Below are 21,731 nucleotides of genomic sequence, written 5' to 3' on the forward strand. Positions count from 1 at the left end.
TAACTAATGTAACCTAACTCGAATGACTGATGCACAATGGCACGGTCGCTGACTGTTCTCTTCGTCGTTTCGGACGCCGTGCGTCGGGGTGAAATCGCCGACGCTATCGACGAGCGGCCGGACCTGTCAGCCGACGTGTCGTCGCCCAGCGCGGTCCCTCCCTCACCATCGGTCGACTGCCTGATCGCGGACGCGGCGTTCGTCGGCGACTGTCGCCACGCGGACCTTTCGGTTCCGGTCATCGTGTGGAGCGCCGACCCACCCTCGGAGGTTTCGGTTGACGGGACCGCTGGCTACGTCCGCTACGACCCCGACGACCCGGACATCGACCGAGTAGTCGACCAGGCGACGTGGGCCACCCGGTCCGAATCGAACATGGAGCGGATCGAGGCCCTCCACGCGAGCGCCGCGGACCTCGTCGCCTGCCGGACGGAACAGGAACTGTTCGACCGGACCGTCGAGGCCGCGGAGCGGATCCTCGATTTCGACATCTGCGGCATCGACAAAGTCGAGGACGGATACCTCGTCCCGCGGTCCGTTTCAGACGGTATGGCCGACGAGGGGTTCAACCGGCTCTCAGTCGAAGAGGGTATCGCTGGCCGGACGCACCGGACGGGGGAATCGGTGCTCATCGACGACGTTCGAAACGACGGCGACGCCGAACTGGCGAGCGACCGATACCGCTCTATCCTCTCGGTCCCCGTCGGTGACGCCGCGCTCTTCCAGGCGGCGGCGACGGAGATCGGTGCGTTCGACGAACGCGACCGCGAACTCGCGGAACTGCTCCTCTCGCACGTCGCGGAGACGCGAAAGCGGATCCTCGCCGAGGAGGCGCTGCTGGGGCGCGAAGCGGAACTCGTCACCGAACGGGACCGGTTCGCCGCCCTGTTCGAGAACGTCCCCGACTCGGTCGTCAGCTACGAGATCGAGGACGGGGCCCCGATCGTCGCCGATATCAACGGCCAGTTCGAGGAGACGTTCGGCTACGACGCCGCGGAAATAGTCGGCGAGAACCTCGACGACTACGTCGTTCCCGACGGACGGGTCGAGGCGGTGGAGGAGATCAACCAGTCGGTGGTCGCGGGCGAGCGGTTCCAGACCACGGTCCGCCGAAAGACGGCCGACGGCGTCCGCGATTTCCTCCTGCACGTCGCTCCCCTGGAGGTGGGAGAACGGAGCCAACAGGGCTACACCGTCTACACCGACATCACCGACCAGAAGCGCCGAGAGCGGGAACTCGAACGGCAGAACGAGCGGTTAGACGAGTTCGCGAGCATCGTCAGCCACGACCTTCGCAACCCGCTGAACGTCGCGAGCGGCTTCCTCGACCTGGCGCGAGAGTCCGGCGACGAGGAGCATTTCGACCAGGTGGGGGCCGCTCACGACCGGATGGGACGGATGATAGACGAACTCCTCTCGCTCGCCCGACAGGGCGACATCGTGGGCGAGATGGGCCCGGTCGAACTCCGCGTCGCGGCGACCGAGGCCTGGGCGTCGGTCGACACCGATGAGTGCACGCTACTCGTGGAGACGGAACGAGTCGTCGACGCCGACGAGGACCGCCTCGGCGACCTTCTCCGCAACCTCTTCAGGAACGCCATCGAGCACGGGACGACGAGCGACCAGTCCGATACCGACGAGACGCGCGACCGCGGGTCCGACGCGGCTCGCGTCCGCGTCGGCGACTTCGAGGGCGGCTTTTTCGTCGCTGATAACGGTCCCGGCATCCCCGAAGACGAACGGTCGCTCGTGTTCGAGTCGGGGTACACGACTCACGAGAACGGAACGGGCTACGGCCTCTCCATCGTCGAACAGATATCCGAGGCCCACGGCTGGACGGTCGATGTGGTCGAGAGCGAAAGCGGCGGCGCGCGATTCGAGTTCTCGGTCGGAGAGTGAGACAGTCGGACGGAGTCAGTCTTCGAGCGCCAGCGACGCCAGCAGCGCCTCCAACTGCACCCGTTCGTTCGCTCCCTCGGTGATGCGGTAGTCGGCCTCGCCGACGCGGTCCATCAGCCGGACGGCCGCCTCGTCGCCGAGGTCGAACTCCCAGACCGAACGATGTAACTGGTCTATCACGTCGCCGCCGGCGATCCCTTTCTCGGTGAGCAGTTCGTCGAGCGTCGACCGCGCGGCGACGAAATCGCCGTTCAGGGCCGTCGTCACCATCTCACGCACCTCCTCGGGGCGGGCAGTGCTGGTGATGGTAAACACTGCGTCCTCGTCGACCGTCTCGCCCATCACGGCGGCGGCCTGGAGGGCGTTTATCGCCTTGCGCATGTCGCCGTCGGCGGCGTAAGCGATGGCGTCGACGCCGTCCTGGGTGAGTTCGATCCCCTCGTTGTCGGCGATCTGGCGGATCTGTTCCTCGACGGCCTCGTCCGACAGCGGCGAGAACCGGAAGACCGCACAGCGAGATTGGATCGGGTCGATGATCTGGCTGGAGTAGTTACAGGAGAGGATGAAGCGGGTGTTGCCGGAGAACTGCTCCATCGTCCGGCGCAGCGCGGACTGGGCGTCGCTGGTCAGCGAGTCCGCCTCGTCTAAGAAGATGATGCGGTAATCGTAGTTGCCGAAACTCGCCCGCGCGAAGTCCTTGATGCGACCCCGGACCACGTCGATCCCGCGTTCGTCGGAGGCGTTGAGTTCGAGGAAGTTCTCCTCCCAGTCGTCGCCGTACACCTCGCGGGCGATGTTCGTGGCCGCGGTCGTCTTGCCGATACCGGCCTCGCCCGAGAACATGAGGTTGGGCAGTTCGTCGCGCTCGATGTAGCTCTTCAGACGGTCCGTGATCTCCTCCTGTCCGAGGATGTCGGAAAGCGACATCGGGCGGTACTTCTCGATCCAGATCTCGTTCCGACCCGGCGTCGGTTCGTCGTCGGCGTCCGCCGTACTCATATCTCGGTGGTGGGCCCTGACGATGATAAAGCCCCCGAGAGTCGACAGCGTGCCGGTCCGGTCGACGGGCGCACACTTTTTGCCGTATCCGTCGTCTAGACGCGTATGAACCGCAGTCGAAGCGCGCCCGCCGTCGTTCTCGCCCTGCTCGTCGTCCTGGCGCTCCTGCCCGGCGTCGCGGTAGCACAGGAGACACGCAGCGGCGACACGGTCGTCGTCAGTGCGGACGAAACCGTCGGTGGCGACCTCGCCGCCGCCGGCGGAACGGTGATCGTCAGGGGAACCGTCACCGGCGACCTCACCGTCGCCGGCGGTAACGTGATCATCGAGGGCGAGGTGCAGGGCAACGTCGAGGCGTTCTCCGGCAACGTCCGGATCGCCGGGGACGTCGGCGGCGACGTCACAGCGGCCGGCGGCAACGTCGTGATCGCCGAGAACGGAACCGTCAGCGGGACCCTCGAAGCGGCCGCGGGGTCGGTGACCGTCGACGGTACGGTCGGTGCGGCCGAGATCGCCTCCGGGTCGATAACGCTCGGGTCGACGGCGGTCGTGCAGTCCGACCTGCGGTACGACGGGGAGCTAACCGTCGCCGAGGGTGCGACGATAGGCGGAGAGACGATCCGCGACGCGTCGATAGCACCCGGTCCGCAACCACCCCGCTTCGCGTGGGCGGGGACGGTCTACGGGTTCCTCACGAACCTGCTACTCGGCGCGCTCCTGTTGGCGCTTCTCCCGTCGTTCTCGGCCCGCGTCGCCGGCTACGGTCTGAACAACCCGTTCCGGGCGGGCGGGTTCGGTCTCGCGACACTGCTGATAGCGCCGGTCCTCTTCGTCTTGCTCCTCGTGACGATCGTCGGCATCCCGCTCGCGTTCGTGTGGCTCTTTCTCTTTCTCTTCCTCGCGTGGGTCGGCAGCGTCTACGGCGCGTACGTCGTCGGCGAGGGACTCCTCTCGCTTACGGAGATCGCCAACCGCTGGCTGGCGCTCGTCGTCGGTCTCGTGGTCGTCGCGCTGGTGACGCAGGTCCCGATCGCCGGCGGCCTGTTCGGACTGCTCGTGTTCCTGGTCGGCCTCGGCGCGTTCGTCGGCGTCCTCGTCGGCGGCTACCGTCGCCGCCGCCGCGGTGGAGCGGCGACCGACGACCCGTCCGTCGACTTCTCCTGAGGCTGTCCGTCTCCTGAGGCTGTCGGAGAGCGGGTCGCAAGAACGACTCCGCTCCCGTGACGACACGCTTACGACCGACCGTCGGCAAGGCTCGCCTATGGACGTCACCGTCGAGGTCGCTGGCGAGGAGACGCACGAGTTATCCGTGCCGGATCCGACCTACGCCGACCTGCTCGCCGAGATCGACCTCTCGCCGCACGAGGTGTCGGTGATGGTCGAGGGCCGGCCCGTCCCGGAGGACCAGCCGGTCGAGACCGACCGCGTCACCGTCGTTCGGCTGATCAAGGGCGGATGACGGGGTCCGAGTCCGGGCGCTCACGCGCGACCGACGCCGTCGCCGTCCGCGAGGCTCGGCCGGCCGGAGGCCGCGGTCCGCCGCGTTCTCGACGCCGCGATGCTCGAACCGGGCGACGTTGCGGGCGCGATCGACCGCGGAGACGCACTGGTAGCCGCCGCTGACGACACCGTCCTCGGCGCGCTCGTCCTCGACCCGCGGGATGGGGGCGCGCACGTCGAGGCAGTCGCCGTCCGCCGCTCACGGCGCGGACAGGGGATAGGGACCGCGCTCGTCGAGGCCGCGGCCGAACGCGCCGACCGCCTCACCGCCGACTTCGATCCCGGCGTGCGCCCGTTCTACGAGTCGCTGGGATTCGAGATAGAGCCGACCGGCGAGGGCGAGGAGCGCCTTCGCGGGACGATATAGCAGAAATTGAAACTATGTACACATCGACCGGCACTCCGGGTGCTGGTCGAGTGTGTCATTGCGTTTGATTTCTGCTATAGGCTAACCGCGGCGTTCGTTGATGACGGTCGGCGCGAGCACGCCGACCCCGACGAGAACGATCCACGCCCACAGGTCGTTCTCGACGGTGATGGACGTGAGATACCAGAGGACGACGCCGGCGAGGACGAATGCGAGCGATATCTTCGTCTCCTGCGAGACCATACCTCCCCGTCGTGGCCCGGCGAGTTAAATCAGCGGTTTCACCAGTTCACGCCCGTCCGCCAGCAACGCCTCGACCCGTTCCTCGCTGTCGGCCTCGGCGTACACCCGGAGTTTCGGCTCCGTCCCGCTCGGCCGGACGAGCGTCCACGACCCGTCGTCGAGAAGCAGTTTGAACCCGTCGACGGTGACGATATCCTCGACGGCGGCACCGGCTACCTCGTCGGGAATCACGCCTTCGAGTTCGTCGATCACGCGGTCTTTCTCGCTGTCGGGGCAGTCCACGGAGATCCTGCCCTGATGGATCTCGCCGTGTTCGTCGAGCAGGCGGGCGACGCGGGCGTCGAGCGACTCTTCGTCCGCCGCGGCGGCGGCGAGCAGTGCCATCAGCACGCCGTCTTTCTCGCGGACGTGACCGCGGACGGTGAATCCGCCGCTCTCCTCGCCGCCGACGAGGGCGTCGTGTTCGGCCATCGCTTGCGCGACCCACTTGAATCCGACCGGCGTCTCGACCACGTCCTCGCCGTGGGCCTCGGCGATCTGGTCTATCAGGAACGTCGTCGAGACGCTCCGGACCGCGGGCCCCAACTCCGACGCGAGCAGGTGGTCGTAGACGGCGGCGAAAAAGAGGTTTTCGTCGAGGAACCCGCGCTCGGGCGTGACGATAGCGATGCGGTCGGCGTCGCCGTCGTTCGCGATCCCAAGGTCGGCGTCTCGTTCGCGGACGGCGTCGACCAGGCCCGTGAGGTTCTCCTCGCTCGGTTCCGGGGCACCGCCGCCGAACTCCGGGTCGCGTTCGCACCGGCGTCGTTCGACGGTCGCGCCCGCCCGTTCGAGGAGAGCATCCGTCGTGTCGCGGCCGCTGCCGTGCATCGCGTCGTAGACCACGGTGAGATCCGAGAGGTCCGCGTCGACCAGATCCAGCGCGTGGTCGAAGTGCGACGCCGTCAGATCGGTTTCGCGGATGCTCCCGTGCTGTTCGGGCGGGAGCGGGTCCGGGTCGGCGAGGCGCTCCTCGATGGCGTCCGTCACTTCGGGTAGCGCCGGCGCGCCGTCGTCCGGGATGAACTTCACGCCGTTGTACTCCGGGGGGTTGTGCGACGCCGTCACCATGAACGCCCCCGCGAGGTCGCGGTCGACGATGGCCCAGGCGACGAGCGGCGTCGGTCGGTCGCGTTCGGGCATCACGACGTCGTGGCCGTTCGCGGCGAGCACCCGAGCGAGTTCCTCGGCGAACCCGCGGGAACTCTCTCTGGCGTCGTAGCCCACGGCGACGGGGTCGTCGCCGCGGCCTTCGTCCGCCAGATACGTCGCGACGGCCTGTCCGACCATCCGCACGCGGGGCGCGGTGAACTCTTCCAGGGTGGTGCGCCACCCGTCAGTTCCGAACGTGATCGGCGTCTCCATACCGCCTCCAACACCGTCGACTGCGAAAAAACCCGCGCCGGACCTCGAACGGTGACCACGGCCTGTAACCGCCCGGCGGTTACGGAGCGACGACCGGACGCCGCTGACCCCGACACGCCGGTTTTGCAGAGCGGCTTTACGCGTTCGTCGACTAGACGAAACAATGACCGACACACCTCGTATCGTCGCCGTTCCCGGGAGCCTCCGCGATGAGAGCTACACGCGGACGGCGCTCGTCTACGCGCTTCGGGCCGCCGAGCACGCCGGTGCCGACGCCGAGTTGCTCGATCTTCGCGAGTACGACCTGCCACTGTACGATCCCGACCTGGACGAGCCCGGCGACAGCGAACTCGTCAAGCGGAAGACCCGCGAAGCGGACGGTCTCATCCTCGGCTCGCCGACGTACCACAACTCCTACTCCGCCGCCTTCCGAAACGTCCACGACTACTGGAGCTACGACGAGTTCGAAGATACAGTCACCGGCCTGCTCACCGTCGCCGGAGGGAGTTCCTACGGCAGCACGTTAGACCACATGCGGATCACGATCCGCGGCGTCCACGGGTGGGTCCTCCCGCATCAGGTCGGTATCCCGAACGTGTACGACCAGTTCGAGGCGGATGCGGACGCGCCCGACGGCCGCGCGTTCGTCGACGACGACCTGCAAGACCGCGTCGAGAAACTGGGCCGACTGGTCACCGAACACGCCGGGTCGGACCCCGTCGTCTCCGGGTCCGAGGCGGCGGCCGACGACTAGGGGACTAACCGCTCCTTCTCCTCCCGAGTGAGCTGTTTGATCTCGTACTCCCGCGACATGGCCGCCGACTGCGAGTCGAACGACTCCGAGTACACCAGTTCCACCGGCGTCCGGCCGCGAGTGTACTTCGCGCCCTCGCCGGCGTCGTGTTCCGCGACGCGTCGGGAAACGTCCGTCGTGTACCCCGTGTAGTACGTCCCGTCTGCGCACTCCAGAACGTACACGTAGTGACTCACTGTCGAGTGGTGTGTCGGGACGGGGCAAAAACGGCGCGGAAGAGGAAGGCTTCGCGTGGTAGTCGTCCGCTATCGGTCTCAGCGGTCGTCACGAACCGCGGGCGCGCTGTCGTGCCGCCTCGGCGATTCCTGCGTTCGCCGAACAGCTCGGACACGCGTAGATACGCCCGCGTTCGTCTGCGAAGACGCGCACGAACCGTTCGGACACGTGCGCTTCGCAGTGGTCACAGGTGGGCATTGTTCTCATCCGGCACTTCGGTGCCGGTGGTTTAGGGTTGGATGCGCACCCACATATATTCTTTCCAAATTTGGACCAAATTTGCGGTTCCGAGAATATTTCTTTTCGCTCCCTGCACTCGATCGCACGCAGATCGATACAAATATCGAATTACAGCGACCTTACTTTTGTGAACCGCTATCTCCCTCGATCGCTCTGGCGATGAGTCCCGCCTGAGCGCCGGCGACGAACCCGGCGTCGACGTTGACCGTCGAGAGGACGGTACACGACTGGAGCATTCCCGAGAGGGCCGCTTCACCGTCGCTCCCGTGTCCGTACCCGCTCGACACGGGAAGCCCGATCACCGGCGTGTCGACTAATCCCGCGACGACCGTCGGAAGTGCGCCTTCGCGGCCGGCGGCGACGACGAGGACGTCAGCCGCGCGGAGCGTCTCTACCTGGTCGAGAAGTCGGGCGATGCTCGCCACGCCGACGTCCTCGATCCGCTCGACGGTCGCGCCCATTTCCGTCGCGATAGCGACCGCCTCGCCGGCCGGACCGGCGTCGACCGTCCCGCCCGTCACCACGCAGACTGTCGCGTCAACGTCCGGAAAGTCGAACGTCGCGCTGTGGACCGCGAGCACGGCGGAGCGCTCCCGATGGTCCACCTCGGCGTCCGGGAACGCCTCGTATATCCGCTCCCGGACAGCGGCGACCTGCTCGTCGTCGATGCGAGTCGCGATCCCGCGACCGGTCGTTTCGACGGCCGTGGCGACCAGTTCCGCCACTTCCGCGGCTGTCTTCCCCTCCGCGTACACGGCTTCCGGGACGCCGCGTCGCTGTTCGCGGGCGGCGTCGAACCGCCCGGCATCGCCCGTCGCGTAGCCCCGCAACTGGGCCTCGGCCTGAGCGGGCGACAGGTCGCCCGTCGCGACCGCTTCGAGTATCTCGCGCATACTCCGGGTCCGCGCTGGAACTACTACCGCCTTTTCGTTCCGCGCGTCGGTACTGGCTCGCACCCGATTCGCCTCCCCGTATTAAAGTGCTTGGTTTATATTTCCGCACTCTAACAGGAATTCGTCGCTGTACGCCCGACTCAGGGCCGCTCGCCGCGCGATTTGAGAAATCTTATAAAGGGTGCCGGGCAATCCCAGGTCGTATGGCAGACCTCATTGTCAAAGCAGCCGTCAAAGAAGCGCTCGACGACAAGAACGTTGCCTCCGACTTCTACGAGGCGCTCGACGGGGAAGTCGACGAACTCCTCGAGAACGCCGCGGAGCGCGCCGAAGCGAACGACCGGAAGACGGTCCAGCCGCGCGACCTGTAATTAGGGACCCCGTTAGCTGAACGGCCTCGCGCCGTCTCAGGTTTTTTTCGCGTCGACGCCGTCCTCGTGACCGACGAGTATCTCGTCCGCGACGCCCACGAAGAGGCCGTGTTCGACGACGCCCGGAAGTTCCGACAGCCACGCCGCCAGTTCCGCGGGGTCTTCGATAGCGCCGAAATCGCAGTCGAGCACGAGGTTCCCGTTGTCCGTGACGACCGGCCCGTCTTTGCGCTCCGCCGCGCGCAGTTCGGGGTCGCCGCCGCGCGCGCCGACGCGCCGCACGACGAGCGGACGCGCGGCCGGAAGCACTTCGACCGGGACCGGGCGGTCGAGTTGCTCGGCGGCCTTCGACGGGTCCGCGACGACGACCAGACGCTCGGCCGTCACGTCCACGATCTTCTCGCGGGCGTGGGCCGCGCCGCCGCCTTTGATCAGGTCGCCACCTGCGAACTGGTCCGCCCCGTCGACTGCCAGGTGGACGGTGTCGACTTCGTCCAGCGAAACCAGCGGTATCCCCGCTTCGATCGCCAGCTGGCGCGACTGGAACGAGGTTGGAACGCCCCGAACGTCGAGACCGGCGTCGACGGCATCGCCGAGGGCGCGGATGGCGTGAGCCGCGGTGCTTCCGGTGCCGAGTCCCACGACCATCCCGTCCTCGACCGCCTCGGCCGCGCGTTCGCCGGCCCTGCGCTTTGCTTCCGTCGTGCCGCCGCTGGTCTTCATACGCGAGTACGCCGTTCGGGGACGCAAAAAAGCTCGGGAGTGCGACGGAGGACGTTCGGAGACACAGTCGAACTGCCGCCCGTCGTGCGCCGGATCACGCTTTTGGATGATCCGACCCTAGAAGGTCGCTATGGGTGATGACCCCGCAGTGACTCTCGGGGACGTTCGCAAGACGTATCGCGTGGGTGAACCCGTCCACGCTCTGGACGGCGTCGACCTCACTCTCGACCGCGGGTCCTACACCGCGGTGATGGGTCCGAGCGGCTCCGGAAAGAGCACACTGATGAACCTCGTCGGCTGTCTCGATACGCCGACCGAGGGGACGGTGACGGTCGACGGGACGGACGTGACGGAACTGAGCGACCGCGACCGAACCTCCCTGCGCGGCGACGAGATCGGGTTCGTCTTCCAGACGTTCAACCTCATGCCGAAGCTCACCGCCCGAGAGAACGTCGCGCTCCCGCTAATATTCCAGGGCGTTCCGGGTTCGCGGCGGACCGAGCGCGCGGACGAGATACTCGAACGGGTCGGTCTCGGCGACCGCGGCGACCACCGCCCAAACGAACTCTCCGGCGGCCAACGTCAGCGCGTCGCCATCGCCCGCGCCCTCGTCACGGACCCGACACTCGTCCTTGCGGACGAACCGACCGGCAACCTGGATACGGAAACAGGCGCGATCATCATGGACCTGTTCGACGAGGTCCGCGCGGCGGGCAACACCGTTCTCGTCGTCACACACGAGCGCCACATCGCCGAGCGGGCCGACCGAATCGTCCACCTGCTAGACGGACGCGTCGAGCGGGTGGAACCACTCCGCGACGCGGGAGCCGCCGGATGAAACTCCGAGAGAGCCTCCGCCTCTCCTGGCGGTCGATCCGCGGCCACACCCTTCGCTCGACGCTCACGACGCTGGGCGTCGTCATCGGTATCGCCGCCGTCATCACCTTCGTCACGCTGGGCGTCAGCCTCGAAGCGGGCATCCTCGGCGACGTCGAAACCGGTGACACGAACCGGATCTACGTCTGGGGCAGTCCACCGGAGCAGGGCGGCGGACCCGGGGAGGGCGCGGAACTGGTCTTCACCCAGCGGGACGTCACGGAGCTCAGAGACCTCGAAGACGTCGCGGCGGCCTACCCCTGGACGCCGCTCCCGACGGAGTCGATGGCCCACGGCAACGACACCGTCCCGATACGCCAGGGAGTGATCGCGACCGGTCCCGAGTATCTCGACTCGGCGCAGATAGACGACGGGAGACAGTTCACCGAGGGGGAGCGCGAGGCGGTTCTCAATCCCGTGGCGGCCGCCCAGTTCGAGGGGAACGTCTCCGTCGGTGACCGAATCACCGTCTCCGTCCCGGGTGACAGCGCGGTCAACGTCACCGTCGTCGGCATCCTCGACACGTCCGAGGGACAGGGACCGTTCGAGGGGTTCGGCGAGGACCCGCGGGTGTATCTCCCCGCCGACCCGGTGTATCTCGACCTCGCGGGCGAGGCGACCGACGACCCGCGCTACCTCTCGGTGATCGTCGAAGCCGAGTCGCCTCGGACGGTCGAGACGACCCGCGACAGCGCCCGCGACTACCTGACGAGCAACGCCTCCGACGCCAGCGACTATCTCGGCGACGACCTCGAACTGACGCTCCAGACCGGCGGCGAACTACTGGACCAGATACGCGACATCCTCGACCGCGTGACGGCGTTCGTCACCGGCATCGCCGTCATCTCGCTGGTCGTCGGCGCTATCGGAATCGCCAACATCATGCTCGTCAGCGTCACCGAGCGGACCCGCGAGATCGGGATCATGAAAGCCGTCGGCGCGCAAAACCGCGACGTGTTGACGCTGTTTCTCACCGAGGCGGCGATCCTCGGCGTCATCGGCGCCGTCGGCGGGACGGTCCTGGGAGCCGTCGCCGGATGGGCCGCTACCGAGTACGCGGATCTACCGCTTTCCTACCCGTTCGAGTGGTTCGCCATCGCCGTCGGCGTGGGCGTGCTGGTCGGCATCGTCTCCGGTCTCTATCCCGCATGGCGGGCCGCGCGGACGGACCCGATCGAGGCGCTACGATACGAATAGACGCGAGTGTCTCTCGACGGGGCCGCCGCGGGCCGGCGGCCCGCTGTGACCCGCTTTTCCTTACTAAACCCTTTCACTTCGAGCACATCCACCTCGACGCTTCCGTACAGTTTCACTTTCACTCCCCTGTTAACCGGGGTTTATGTAGCAGGGGTAGCTTAGGGGAAGGTATGGCAGCAGACGCAGACCTCGAAAGCCTCCCCGGCGTCGGACCGGCAACCGCAGAGAAACTCACAGAAGCGGGCTTCGACTCGTTCCAGGGCCTCGCCGTCGCGAGTCCCAGCGAACTGTCGAACACCGCGGACGTAGGCGAGAGCACCGCCGCCGACATCGTTCAGGCGGCGCGCGAATCCGCCGACATCGGCGGCTTCGAAACCGGCGCGGCCGTACTGGAGCGGCGCGAACAGATCGGCAAGTTGACCTGGCATGTCGACGAGGTCGACGACCTCCTCGGCGGCGGCGTCGAAACGCAGTCGATCACCGAGGTGTACGGCGAATTCGGCTCCGGTAAGTCCCAGGTCACGCACCAGCTGGCAGTCAACGTCCAGCTCCCGAAGGAGTACGGCGGCCTCCGCGGCGCTGCGATGTTCATCGACAGCGAGGACACGTTCCGTCCCGAGCGCATCGACGACATGGTTCGCGGCCTGCCGGACGAGACGCTCGAAGCGTTCATGGAAGACCGCGAGATAGAGGGGAGCCCCGACGACGACGAGGCGATGGACGACCTCATCGAGAGCGTCCTCGACAAGATCCACGTCGCCAAGGCGTTCAACTCCAATCACCAGATGCTGCTGGCCGAGAAGGCCCAGGAACTCGCCAACGAGACGCAGGACGACGAGTACCCCATCCGCCTGCTCTGTGTGGACTCGCTGACGGCGCACTTCCGCGCCGAATACGTGGGCCGCGGCGAACTCGCCGAGCGCCAGCAGAAACTCAACAAGCACCTCCACGACCTCGACAAAGTCGGTAACCTCCACAACGTCGCCGTCGTCGTGACGAATCAGGTCGCGTCGAACCCCGACTCCTTCTTCGGCGACCCGACCCAGCCCATCGGCGGGAACATCCTCGGCCACAAGTCCACGTTCCGCATCTACCTCCGCAAGTCCAAGGGGACGAAGCGGATCGTCCGCCTCGTGGACGCCCCGAACCTCGCCGACGGCGAGGCCGTCATGCGCGTCGAAGACGGCGGTCTGAAACCCGAATAAGACGACCTTTTTTCCTTCGGGTCGCCTGCGGCGACCTCTCAACCAAAAAAGCTCGGCCAAAAAACCCGCGGCCGAACGGAGTGAGGCCGCGTGAAACGGCGGCAAAGCCGCCGTATGCTCCCGCGGATTCTTTCTCTTTCAAACTGACCGCCAGCCGACGGCCTGCCCTTCCCCGTCTTGCTCGCTCGCGGCGCGTCCGAGCGCCGCGCGCTCGCACTGGCCGGGAACGGGTCGAGCGTCGCGTTACAGCGCTTCCTTGTACGCTTCGAGCGTCTTTTCCACGTCCTCCTCGGAGTGGGCGTAGCTGATGAACTGCGACTCGAACTGGTTCTGGCTGAGGAACACGCCCTGCTCTTTCATCTTCGGCCAGAACACGCGCCGCCAGCGGTCGGTCTCGCAGTTGCCGACGTCCGCGCCGTTTTTCGGACAGTACTCGTAGCGCGGGCAGTCCGGACGCTGCCGGCAACCGGCCTCGCACTGCCCGTCCAGGTCGCGCGGGCCGTCGCGGGTGAACAGCACCTTGAACAGACTGTCCGTACCGGCGACGGTGTACTCGGGGGCCTGGTCGGCGACGACCTCAGTCAGGCCGGAGCGGAGCTGTTCGCCGAGCGAGTTGACGTGGTCGTACACGTCGTTTTCGGCGGCGTAGCGCAGCGTTTCGAGCCCGGCGGCCATCGTCACGGGGTGGCCGGAGAAAGTGCCAGCTTGGAACACGTCGCCCGAAGGTGTGAAGTGCTCGATTATCTCCGATTTCCCGCCGATAGCGCCGACGGGGTAGCCCCCGCCGATGATCTTGCCGAACGTGGTAACGTCGGGCGTAACGCCGAACTTACCCTGTGCGCACTGGAGGCCGCCGACACGGAAGCCGGTGATCACCTCGTCGAAGATGAGCAGCGAGTCGTGGTCAGCCGTGAGGTCCCGGAGCGTCTCGTGGTAGCCGTCCTCCGGCATCACGATCCCCTTGTTCGCGAGGAGGGGTTCGACCAGCACCGCGGCGATGTCGTCGCCGTGTTCCTCGAACACCTCGTGGACGGCTTCCTCGTCGTTGAACGGCACGGGGAGCGTGTGCTGGGAGAACGACTGCGGGATCCCAGCGGTGGAGGGCCGCGGGTTGTCGGCGTTGCCCTCGACAAGCGTCGACTCCTGGGCACCGTGGTACCCGCCCTGCATGACGACTATCTTGTTGCGGCCCGTGTAGCCGCGAGCGAGGCGGACCGCCGACACCGTCGCCTCGGTGCCGCTGTTGACGAAGCGGATCATCTCGACGCTCGGCACGTGCCGCGCGACGAACTCGGCGTGTTCGACCTCTATCTCGGTCGGCATCCCGTACATCGGGCCCTCGCTGGCGTGGGACTGGACCGCCGCCTGGACGGGTTCGGGCGTGTCGTGACCGTACAGTAGCGGTCCGAGTCCCAACACCCAGTCGACGTACCGGTTGCCGTCCGCGTCGATGAGGTGGCCGCCGTCGCCGCGCTGTGCGAACGGCGGGTACGGTTCGATAGCGGCGCGAACCGAGGAGTTGACGCCACCGGGCATGACCGACAGCGCGCGGTCGTAGAGGTCGCGGGATTCGTCGTGATGCATAGGTCCGACTTTGGGCCGCCCCGGAAAAGACGTTTCTGGACGCGGCGAGCTGCCGTGTCAACAATTATCAACACGATGAAAATAGTTTTGCCGACTGCCAGCTTTCGGATACGCGTGACGAGATACCGAACTGTGGCCGGGTTCGTCCTTCTCGGCACCGTCTGGGGAACGTCCTTTCCGGCGGCGAAAGCGGGACTTGCAGTGTTACCGCCGGCCCTGCTCGCCGCGTTTCGGTTCGACGCGGTCGCCGTTCTCGTTCTCGGGTACGCCGCCCTCTCGGACGCGCGCTGGCGGCCGGGCGGGCGGGACTGGCTGGCTATCGTCGCCGCCGGCGTCTGCATCGTCGCCGTCCACCACGCGCTGTTGTTCGCCGGGCAGCAGTACGTGACGAGCGCCGTCGCCGCCGTCGTGGTGAGTTCGATTCCGGTTCTCACGGCGGGCGCGTCCCGCGTCGCGTTTCCGACGGACCGACTCGACCCGGCGACGGTCACGGGCCTGTTTCTGGGTTTAGCCGGCGTCGCCGTCGTCGCTCGGCCCTCCCCGAACGACGTCGACGCCTCGGCTTTCGGAGTCGCCCTCGTGTTCGGGTCAGCGCTGGCATGGGCAGTCGGCGCAGTGGCCGTCGAGCGGGTCCGGACCGACCTCTCCGCGCCGGCGCTCCAGGGATGGGCGATGGTCGTCGGCGCACCGCTGCTGCACGCGGCGAGCGTCGCACTCGGGGAACCACAGACCGTGGCGTGGTCCTCCCGGGCGCTCGTCGCCATGGCGTATCTCGTGGTCGTCGCGGGCGGCGCGGGCTACCTGCTGTACTTCTCGTTGCTCGACCGCCTTGGCTCGCTGGAGATAAACCTCGTGAACTACCTCGTACCCGTGTTCGCCGCGCTTGCCGGGTGGCTTGCGCTGGGCGAACCGCTCTCGCTCGCGACCGTCGTCGGATTCGGCGTCGTGTTCGCGGGGTTCGGACTGGTCAAGCGCAAGGCGCTCCGGGACGTGTTGCGGGCGCGAACGACCGCGTCGTAACGCGGCCGCGGGACGAACAGTGGAAAGCTTTCGTTTCGGCGATACCGGGACCCGCGTGGACCGGATTACAACGGCAGACGCGTCTACACCGCTTCGGGACCGCGGTTGCCGGTGCGCACCTGTAGGGCGTCCTCGACGGGCAGCACGAATATCTTCCCGTCGCCGGGTTCGCCGGTCTTCGCGCCGTCGCGGATCGCCTCGACCACGTCGTCGGCCGGGATGTCGGCGACGACGCACTCGATCTTTACCTTCTGGTGGAGGTCGACCGTGTACTCCTCGCCGCGCCACTGGCCCGTCTTGGCGGGTTGGCTGCCGCGGCCGGAGACGTTCGTGACCGTCAGCGACGGCGCGCCGGCCTCGGCGAGCGACTGTTTTATGTCGCCGAGTCGGTCGGGGCGCACGATGGCGGCAACCATCTTGATGCCGCCCGCGGCCGCCGTTCCGCCGTCCATGCGGACAACGTCGGACCCGCCGTCGGTGACGGTGTCGGGCGTGCCGAACTCGGGGTAGGTGTCGACGCCGTGTTCGGAGACGTCGAGGCCGTCGCGCTCGTGTTCCGGCGAGACGCGGGCCTGTCCGACGGCGTTGAACAGTCCGAACACCGCACCGGTCGCGAGGACCGTCCACGCGGAGATGACGGCGACGCCGGCGACCTGTGCGGCGAGCAGGCTCGCGCTGAACCCATCGACGTGGAAAAACGGGATCAGCAGCGCGCCGACGACCCCGGCCGACCCGTGGACGGGGAAGACGGCGCAGACGTCGTCTATCTTCAGGCGCTTCTCGACGAACTCGAAGACGAACGGGAGCTGTGCGCCGGCGACGAGACCGGAGATGATGCCGCCGTACCAGACAACGACGTTCGCGGACGCGGTCACGCCGACCAGCCCCGCGAGCAGGCCGTTAGCGACGTACAGCGTGTCGACTTTCCCAGTTTTGTACAGCGTGGCCAAGCCGGCCCCAACGGCCCCCGCGGCCATGCCGAGCGTGGTGTTTAGAGCGACGCGACCGACCGTGTCGAACGCGCCGAGCACCAGAGAGCCGTCCTCGACGGCGAACACCGACGCGGCCGTCCCGACGTTGAAGCCGTACCAGCCGAACGCGAGGATCAGCGTGCCGAGCGCCGCGAACGTCATCGAGTGTCCGGGAATGACGTTGACGGAGCCGTCGGCGTTGTAGCGATCCATCCGCGGACCGATGACGTACGCCGCGGTGAGGCCGGCGATGCCACCCATCCCGTGGACGATCATGCCGCCCGCGAAATCGGCGAAACCGGCGCCGATGACGTCGGCGATCCAGCCGTTCGCCGATTCGGGGTTGATCGCCAGCAGGCCGCCGCCCCAGGTGAAGCCGGTGACGACGGGGTAGATGACCGCGGCGAGCAAGACGGTGTAACCGACGTACGCGCGGAGTTTCGCGCGGCCCGCGACTGCGCCGGAGACGATTGTCGCGGCGGTCATCGCAAACACCGCGCCGAACAGCCAGCCGACCCAGTCGTTGACCGCGTTGGTCGTCATCGTGCTGTAGAGGTCCGTGGGGGCAAAGCTCCCGCTACTGGTTAGCGTCCCGACGACGGCGGAGACGCCGGCACCCACGACGAAGAAGGCAAGGACGCCGACGCTCCAGGTCAGCAGGTTCTTCGTCAGCTGATTCGCCACGTTCTTCGAACGCACCTGCCCCGCCTCCAGCATGGCGAAGCCGGCGTGCATGAAAAATATCAGGAACGTCGCGACGAGCACCCACATCAGGTTCACGCCCTCCGCGATCACCTGCGGGTCGACCTGTAGCGCCGTCGTCACGCTCCCGTCACCTCCGGATCAGACGGAATAGATTCTGTTTTTAGACGTACGTTCCTCGAATCTTCTTTTGGCACCACATTCAGATTTTGAATCACGATATAACTTCATTACCGTTGCCCTTATAACGATTATTGTTACCGAATGTCCTATTTTTGGCCACTTGGTTCGACAACCATCCGGAGTAATACGGGTTATTACGAATATAAGGTGGATGAGCGTCGGGAAACTGGACGATCGGATCGAGTAAATCCCACGATCGTTTGCGGTGGCGGAGCTACGCCGGGTAAGCATCGCCGTCTGCGGTCACGGCAAACGGGGGCGAGACGGCAGTGATAACGGCGAACGGTTGACGAGACGGCAGTGATAACGGCGAGCGGTTGACGAGACGGCAGAACTACCGACGGCGTTCGGACGCGGCTTAGAGCGCGTCCGCGACATCCTCGGCGAAGTACGTCACGATGAGATCCGCACCCGCCCGTTTAATCGAAAGCAGCGACTCCAGAGCCGCACCCTCCAGATCCAGCCATCCCTTCTCCGCCGCAGCGTGGATCATGGCGTACTCGCCGCTGACGTTGTACGCCGCGACGGGGTGGTCGAACGACTCGCGGACGTCGCGAACGATGTCGAGGTACGGGAGCGCGGGTTTGACCATCAGCGCGTCCGCGCCCTGTTCGACGTCTCTCGCCACCTCGCGTCTGGCCTCGCGGCGGTTGCCGGGGTCCATCTGGTAGTGGCGGCGGTCGCCGAACGCGGGCGCGCCGTCGGCGGCATCGCGGAACGGACCGTAGAAGGCGCTCTCGTACTTCGCCGCGTAGCTCATGATCGGGACGTGGTCGTGACCCGCCTCGTCGAGGCCGTCGCGGATAGCCCCGACCATCCCGTCGGTCATGCTGCTCGGCGCAACCATGTCCGCGCCGGCGTCGGCGTGAGAGACTGCGGTTTTCGCGAGGAGGTCAAGCGTCTCGTCGTTGCGGACGGTCACGTCCGGGTCGTCGGCTGCGCTCTCTTCGAGTACGCCGCAGTGTCCGTGATCGGTGTACTCGCACAGGCAGACGTCGGTGATGACGTACGCGTCCGTCGCCGCTGTGATCCGACGAGTCGCTTCCTGGACGACGCCGCTTTCGGCCCAGGCGCGGCTACCGCGGTCGTCTTTCGACTCGGGGATGCCGAAGAGGATGATGGACTCGATCCCGGTCGCGAGCAGTTCCTCGACCCGGCCGACAGCCTGGTCGACGGGGACGCGCTCGTGGCCGGGCATCGATTCGATCGGTAGGCGTTCGTCGGTCGTTGCGTCGACGAACACCGGCGCTATCAGGTCGCTCGCGTCGAGGTCGGTCTCGCTGACCATGTCGCGGATACCGTCCTGACGGAGGCGGCGCGGGCGTCGAGTGAGGGTCATACGTCTCCTTACGGCGCGGCGATAAAAGGCGTCGCGGTCGCGCTCCGCCGCGCAGGGGAATCCGTATCGCCGTCGTGTCACAAAGCATTTTACCGGCGTGGTGGTTGTGAACGGACGAATGCAATCGGAATCGGGAACCACGGCCGTCGACGGGAACCGAGCGCGACGGTTCCTGGCTGATTACGGTCCGCTCGTCCTCGCCATCTTCGTTGCCGTCGCCGCCCTCATCGGTATCGCACTGGTGTTTCTCGGCGACGAGGAACTCGCCCGACAGTGGTTGAGTCGCTACGGCCTGCTCGCGCTGTTTGCCATCCTGATCTTGGAAGGGGCGATGCTGCTCTACTTCGCGCCGAGCGAGGCGCTGGTGCCCGCCGGCATCACTCTGCTTGCGGATTCGGCGCTCGACCACGTCGCTATCGTCCTCGTCGCCGCCGCGGGGGCGACCGTCGGCCAGTGGGCGCTGTTCGCGCTGGCGAAACGTTACGGGCGCGAGTTCCTGCTCGACAAACCCTGGTTCCGGGTGAGCGAATCCTCGGTGAGGCGGTTCGAGGGCTGGTTCGACCGGTGGGGCCGTGTGGTTATCCCCGTGAGCAACGCCCTGCTTTTCACCCGCGGGATGCTCACCGTCCCGGCCGGGTTCGCGGAGATGGACGACGTGGAGTTCATCGCCCTCTCAGCTCTCGGTAGCCTACTCTTCCAGACCTGGTTAGCGGCCACCTGGATCTATCTCGGCGAGTACGTCACCGCGCTGTTTTGACCCGCCACGGCGCGTGAATGATACATGCTACCACACCGACGGTAGAACTATTTCGAGCGAGTCGAGTGGTGAAGTCATGCCCGGTGCGACCTTTCTCGCTGGCGACCGCGTCGACCTCCGAACCGTCGAGGAGGACGACCTGGAGTTCCTGCGAGACCACAGCAACGACCCCGCGATACGACGCCCGATGACGTTCGACACGCCGACCAACCTCGAACAGCAACGCGACCGCTTCGACGACATGTACGCCGACGACGACGCCGGCTTCCTCGCCTGCGTCGACGGCGACCCGGTCGGTTACGTGATGCTCTTCCACGTCGACGATTCGGCGGGCCACGCCGAGATCGCGTACTGGACCACGCCCGACGCGCAGGGAGACGGGTACACGACGGAGGCCGTTGCCCTGCTCGTCGACTACGCGTTCGACGAGCGTCGCCTTCACCGCCTCCGCGCCCGCGCACTGGAGAGTAACGCCGCCTCGCGCGGCCTGCTTGAGAAACTCGGCTTCACGGAGGAGGGCGTCCAGCGCGACGAGACATTCGTCAGCGGCGAGTACGTCGACACTCACTTCTACGGCCTGCTAGAGAGCGAGTGGGACGGTGTTCGGCCGAGCAGAGAGAGATCGGAGTCGGGAGAAGAGCGAAGCGAGTCCGCCAACGGGGAGGCAGTCTGATGCCCGGCGCTGCCTTCCTCCGGGGCGATCGCGTCACCCTCCGGACCGTCGAGGAAGAGGACCTGGAGTTCATCCGGGACAACATCGACGACCCGCGGGTCCGCCGACCGCTCACGAGCGCGAACCCGACCAATCTCGAAACCACTCGCGAGCACTTCGAGGAACGGATCTCCGACGACGACGCGGGGGTCGAACTTGCGGTTTGCGTCGACGATGGCCCCCGCGACGGCGACATCCTCGGTACCGTCTCCCTGTTCGACGTCGACAACTCCGACGGTCACGCTGAGATCGCCTACTGGCTCTCGCCCGACGTTCACGGCGACGGTATCATGACCGAGGCCGCACGCCTGCTGGTTCGCTACGCCTTCGAGGAACTCCGCCTCCACCGCGTCCGAGGGCGGGCGTTGGCGACGAACCCCGCCTCCCAGCGGGTGCTCGAAAAGACGGGGATGCAACGGGAGGGCGTCATGCGCGAGGCCGAGAACGTGAACGGCGAGTACGTCGACATGGTGTACTTCGGCGTCCTTCGCGAGGAGTGGGAGGAACGGGACTGGCGCGTCAGTTCTCAGTAGTTACCCGCCTTCCGTTCGGCCTGGCGCTGCCGGACGACGTTCGCGATCTCCTCGTAGTTGCTGATACCGCCGAGAGTAAGCCCCTGCAGGCCGCTCATGGCGATCAGGCTGCCACGGGAAAGGATCGAATCAGAGACGGTGATATGGCCGTGGCCGAGGAAACGCTCGACGAACGAGGCCCCGGTCTGCATCCCGCGAACGTCTTCCATCCACGTCTCGTTGGTCTGTTTCGACGAGATACCCGTGACGACCACGATCCGACGGTCGGTGACCAGATAGCGTACTTTCTTGCGCTGGAACCAGACGTAGCCGACGAGGAGTGCGGCGACGACGATACCGACGCCGACCACCTCCGTTTCGCCGACGAGAAGTGATCCCACGACGACCAGTCCCGCGATGAGCAGGTGAAAACTCCATGCCGACCACGCGGGGCGAGCGTCGACGAGGATCTCCTCCCCGTCGAGAAGGAGAGGCATGATGGCGGCGTTTACGTTCCGCACTGACTCGGTTGTTCGAGCGTCATCGTGCCGTGCCTGTTGGTCGCCCCAGCCATCGCCGTTTCGCCTCCCGTTTGATTCGTTCGTCTCTCGCTGCTCCTCAGTGCGGTCTTCACTGGATCGAGACATGACAATATAGAAATGATACCGGAACGTCATAAAAGAACGGACTGAACCGTCAGGCCGCGGCGACGCGCTCCTCCTGGCCGAGCGCCTCCGCGACCAGTTCGGTGAGCCCGACCACCTCTATCTCGTCCTCGAACCCGCCGGTCTTGCGCCCGTCCTCGTACATCGTCGCGCACATCGGACAGGCCACGACGAACTTCTCGACCGCACCGCCCGCCTCCGTGTCTTCCAAGGCCTCCCGCAGTCGTTCCTCGCTCGGCTTTGGCTCCTCGTCGAAGTCCATCCACAACCCGCCACCGCCGCCGCCACAACAGAACGAGTCCGAGCGGTTCCGCGGCATCTCGTAGAGATCAGCCCCCG

25 protein-coding genes are annotated in these 21,731 nt (G+C 66.4%); 13 read left to right on the forward strand and 12 right to left on the reverse strand.

Translation table 11 applies throughout. The annotated features are described in order from the left end of the window. Positions 1-36: 36 nt before the first annotated feature. Positions 37-1,899, forward strand: coding sequence for an ATP-binding protein (locus tag EYW42_RS17660; RefSeq protein ID WP_135536774.1), 1,863 nt, complete (start codon positions 37-39; stop codon positions 1,897-1,899). A gap of 15 nt (positions 1,900-1,914) precedes the next feature. Here the strand turns inward: EYW42_RS17660 and EYW42_RS17665 are convergent, their stop codons facing one another. Beyond that, complete coding sequence (locus EYW42_RS17665; protein ID WP_135536775.1) at positions 1,915-2,898, reverse strand: replication factor C small subunit; 984 nt, start codon at positions 2,896-2,898, stop codon at positions 1,915-1,917. 105 nt (positions 2,899-3,003) lie between these two features. Here EYW42_RS17665 and EYW42_RS17670 point away from each other — a divergent pair, with 105 nt between their 5' ends. From EYW42_RS17670 to EYW42_RS17680, 3 genes are all read left to right on the forward strand, one after another. Then, entirely contained in the window at positions 3,004-4,062 is a 1,059-nt protein-coding gene (locus EYW42_RS17670; protein WP_135536776.1) for a bactofilin family protein, read from the forward strand. A 97-nt stretch (positions 4,063-4,159) separates the two neighbouring features. Beyond that, positions 4,160-4,357, forward strand: coding sequence for a ubiquitin-like small modifier protein SAMP2 (samp2, locus tag EYW42_RS17675; protein WP_135536777.1), 198 nt, complete (start codon positions 4,160-4,162; stop codon positions 4,355-4,357). A gap of 99 nt (positions 4,358-4,456) precedes the next feature. Then, complete coding sequence (locus EYW42_RS17680) at positions 4,457-4,765, forward strand: GNAT family N-acetyltransferase (protein ID WP_135536778.1); 309 nt, start codon at positions 4,457-4,459, stop codon at positions 4,763-4,765. Between the two features lie 81 nt (positions 4,766-4,846). Here the strand turns inward: EYW42_RS17680 and EYW42_RS19995 are convergent, their stop codons facing one another. Beyond that, positions 4,847-5,008: a hypothetical protein gene (locus EYW42_RS19995; RefSeq protein ID WP_168192905.1), complete on the reverse strand. Its 162-nt coding sequence runs from the start codon at positions 5,006-5,008 to the stop codon at positions 4,847-4,849. Between the two features lie 24 nt (positions 5,009-5,032). Continuing rightward, complete coding sequence (locus EYW42_RS17685) at positions 5,033-6,412, reverse strand: phosphoglucomutase/phosphomannomutase family protein (RefSeq protein WP_135536779.1); 1,380 nt, start codon at positions 6,410-6,412, stop codon at positions 5,033-5,035. 163 nt (positions 6,413-6,575) lie between these two features. Between EYW42_RS17685 and EYW42_RS17690 the strand changes: the two genes are divergently transcribed. Continuing rightward, positions 6,576-7,166, forward strand: coding sequence for an NADPH-dependent FMN reductase (locus EYW42_RS17690; RefSeq protein ID WP_135536780.1), 591 nt, complete (start codon positions 6,576-6,578; stop codon positions 7,164-7,166). Here EYW42_RS17690 and EYW42_RS17695 read toward each other — a convergent pair. From EYW42_RS17695 to larB, 3 genes are all read right to left on the reverse strand, one after another. Further along, complete coding sequence (locus EYW42_RS17695; RefSeq protein ID WP_135536781.1) at positions 7,163-7,402, reverse strand: GIY-YIG nuclease family protein; 240 nt, start codon at positions 7,400-7,402, stop codon at positions 7,163-7,165. The genes EYW42_RS17690 and EYW42_RS17695 overlap by 4 nt on opposite strands. A gap of 88 nt (positions 7,403-7,490) precedes the next feature. Continuing rightward, the gene (locus EYW42_RS20725) at positions 7,491-7,640 is read right to left on the reverse strand and encodes a DUF7563 family protein (protein WP_449271876.1); all 150 of its coding nucleotides are present in this window, start codon (positions 7,638-7,640) and stop codon (positions 7,491-7,493) included. Between the two features lie 161 nt (positions 7,641-7,801). Further along, complete coding sequence (gene larB, locus EYW42_RS17700; RefSeq protein WP_135536782.1) at positions 7,802-8,575, reverse strand: nickel pincer cofactor biosynthesis protein LarB; 774 nt, start codon at positions 8,573-8,575, stop codon at positions 7,802-7,804. A 203-nt stretch (positions 8,576-8,778) separates the two neighbouring features. On the opposite strand from larB, the gene EYW42_RS17705 reads away from it, so the two are divergent. Further along, positions 8,779-8,946: a DUF1931 family protein gene (locus EYW42_RS17705; RefSeq protein WP_135536783.1), complete on the forward strand. Its 168-nt coding sequence runs from the start codon at positions 8,779-8,781 to the stop codon at positions 8,944-8,946. A 36-nt stretch (positions 8,947-8,982) separates the two neighbouring features. On the opposite strand, the gene rpiA is transcribed toward EYW42_RS17705, so the two are convergent. After that, positions 8,983-9,669, reverse strand: a complete 687-nt coding sequence (gene rpiA, locus EYW42_RS17710) for a ribose-5-phosphate isomerase RpiA (RefSeq protein WP_135536784.1) — start codon at positions 9,667-9,669, stop codon at positions 8,983-8,985. Between the two features lie 130 nt (positions 9,670-9,799). Between rpiA and EYW42_RS17715 the strand changes: the two genes are divergently transcribed. The 3 genes from EYW42_RS17715 to radA all read left to right on the forward strand — a co-directional run bounded on the left by EYW42_RS17715 (position 9,800) and on the right by radA (position 12,947). Then, entirely contained in the window at positions 9,800-10,507 is a 708-nt protein-coding gene (locus EYW42_RS17715) for an ABC transporter ATP-binding protein (protein ID WP_135536785.1), read from the forward strand. Beyond that, positions 10,504-11,742, forward strand: a complete 1,239-nt coding sequence (locus EYW42_RS17720) for an ABC transporter permease (protein WP_135536786.1) — start codon at positions 10,504-10,506, stop codon at positions 11,740-11,742. The genes EYW42_RS17715 and EYW42_RS17720 overlap by 4 nt, the downstream gene beginning before the upstream one ends. Positions 11,743-11,912: 170 nt before the next feature. After that, positions 11,913-12,947, forward strand: a complete 1,035-nt coding sequence (gene radA / locus EYW42_RS17725; RefSeq protein ID WP_135536787.1) for a DNA repair and recombination protein RadA — start codon at positions 11,913-11,915, stop codon at positions 12,945-12,947. A gap of 243 nt (positions 12,948-13,190) precedes the next feature. Here the strand turns inward: radA and hemL are convergent, their stop codons facing one another. Continuing rightward, the gene (gene hemL, locus EYW42_RS17730) at positions 13,191-14,531 is read right to left on the reverse strand and encodes a glutamate-1-semialdehyde 2,1-aminomutase (protein ID WP_135536788.1); all 1,341 of its coding nucleotides are present in this window, start codon (positions 14,529-14,531) and stop codon (positions 13,191-13,193) included. A gap of 114 nt (positions 14,532-14,645) precedes the next feature. Here hemL and EYW42_RS17735 point away from each other — a divergent pair, with 114 nt between their 5' ends. Further along, positions 14,646-15,551 carry a DMT family transporter gene (locus tag EYW42_RS17735; protein WP_135536789.1) on the forward strand — a complete coding sequence of 302 codons (906 nt, stop codon included), beginning with the start codon at positions 14,646-14,648 and terminating at the stop codon, positions 15,549-15,551. An 83-nt stretch (positions 15,552-15,634) separates the two neighbouring features. Here the strand turns inward: EYW42_RS17735 and EYW42_RS17740 are convergent, their stop codons facing one another. Then, a complete protein-coding gene (locus EYW42_RS17740; RefSeq protein WP_135536797.1) occupies positions 15,635-17,293 on the reverse strand; it encodes an ammonium transporter in 1,659 nt (552 codons plus the stop codon). Positions 17,294-17,765: 472 nt separating this feature from the next. After that, positions 17,766-18,746, reverse strand: a complete 981-nt coding sequence (hemB, locus tag EYW42_RS17745) for a porphobilinogen synthase (protein WP_135536790.1) — start codon at positions 18,744-18,746, stop codon at positions 17,766-17,768. A 118-nt stretch (positions 18,747-18,864) separates the two neighbouring features. On the opposite strand from hemB, the gene EYW42_RS17750 reads away from it, so the two are divergent. From EYW42_RS17750 to EYW42_RS17760, 3 genes are all read left to right on the forward strand, one after another. Then, positions 18,865-19,503, forward strand: coding sequence for a DedA family protein (locus EYW42_RS17750; RefSeq protein WP_135536791.1), 639 nt, complete (start codon positions 18,865-18,867; stop codon positions 19,501-19,503). 76 nt (positions 19,504-19,579) lie between these two features. Continuing rightward, positions 19,580-20,176: a GNAT family N-acetyltransferase gene (locus EYW42_RS17755; protein WP_135536792.1), complete on the forward strand. Its 597-nt coding sequence runs from the start codon at positions 19,580-19,582 to the stop codon at positions 20,174-20,176. Continuing rightward, complete coding sequence (locus tag EYW42_RS17760; RefSeq protein WP_135536793.1) at positions 20,176-20,748, forward strand: GNAT family N-acetyltransferase; 573 nt, start codon at positions 20,176-20,178, stop codon at positions 20,746-20,748. The genes EYW42_RS17755 and EYW42_RS17760 overlap by 1 nt, the downstream gene beginning before the upstream one ends. Here the strand turns inward: EYW42_RS17760 and EYW42_RS17765 are convergent. Together EYW42_RS17765 and EYW42_RS17770 are read right to left on the reverse strand one after the other, a co-directional pair. Then, a complete protein-coding gene (locus EYW42_RS17765; RefSeq protein ID WP_202613955.1) occupies positions 20,742-21,374 on the reverse strand; it encodes a PH domain-containing protein in 633 nt (210 codons plus the stop codon). The two genes, EYW42_RS17760 and EYW42_RS17765, sit on opposite strands and share 7 nt — an antisense overlap. Before the next feature lie 49 nt (positions 21,375-21,423). After that, positions 21,424-21,731: heterodisulfide reductase-related iron-sulfur binding cluster (locus tag EYW42_RS17770; protein ID WP_259371302.1), on the reverse strand; the 308-nt coding region annotated here is incomplete at its 5' end.

The sequence above is a fragment of the Halostella pelagica genome (assembly GCF_004762015.1).
Classification (GTDB): Archaea; Halobacteriota; Halobacteria; order Halobacteriales; family Natronoarchaeaceae; genus Halostella; species Halostella pelagica.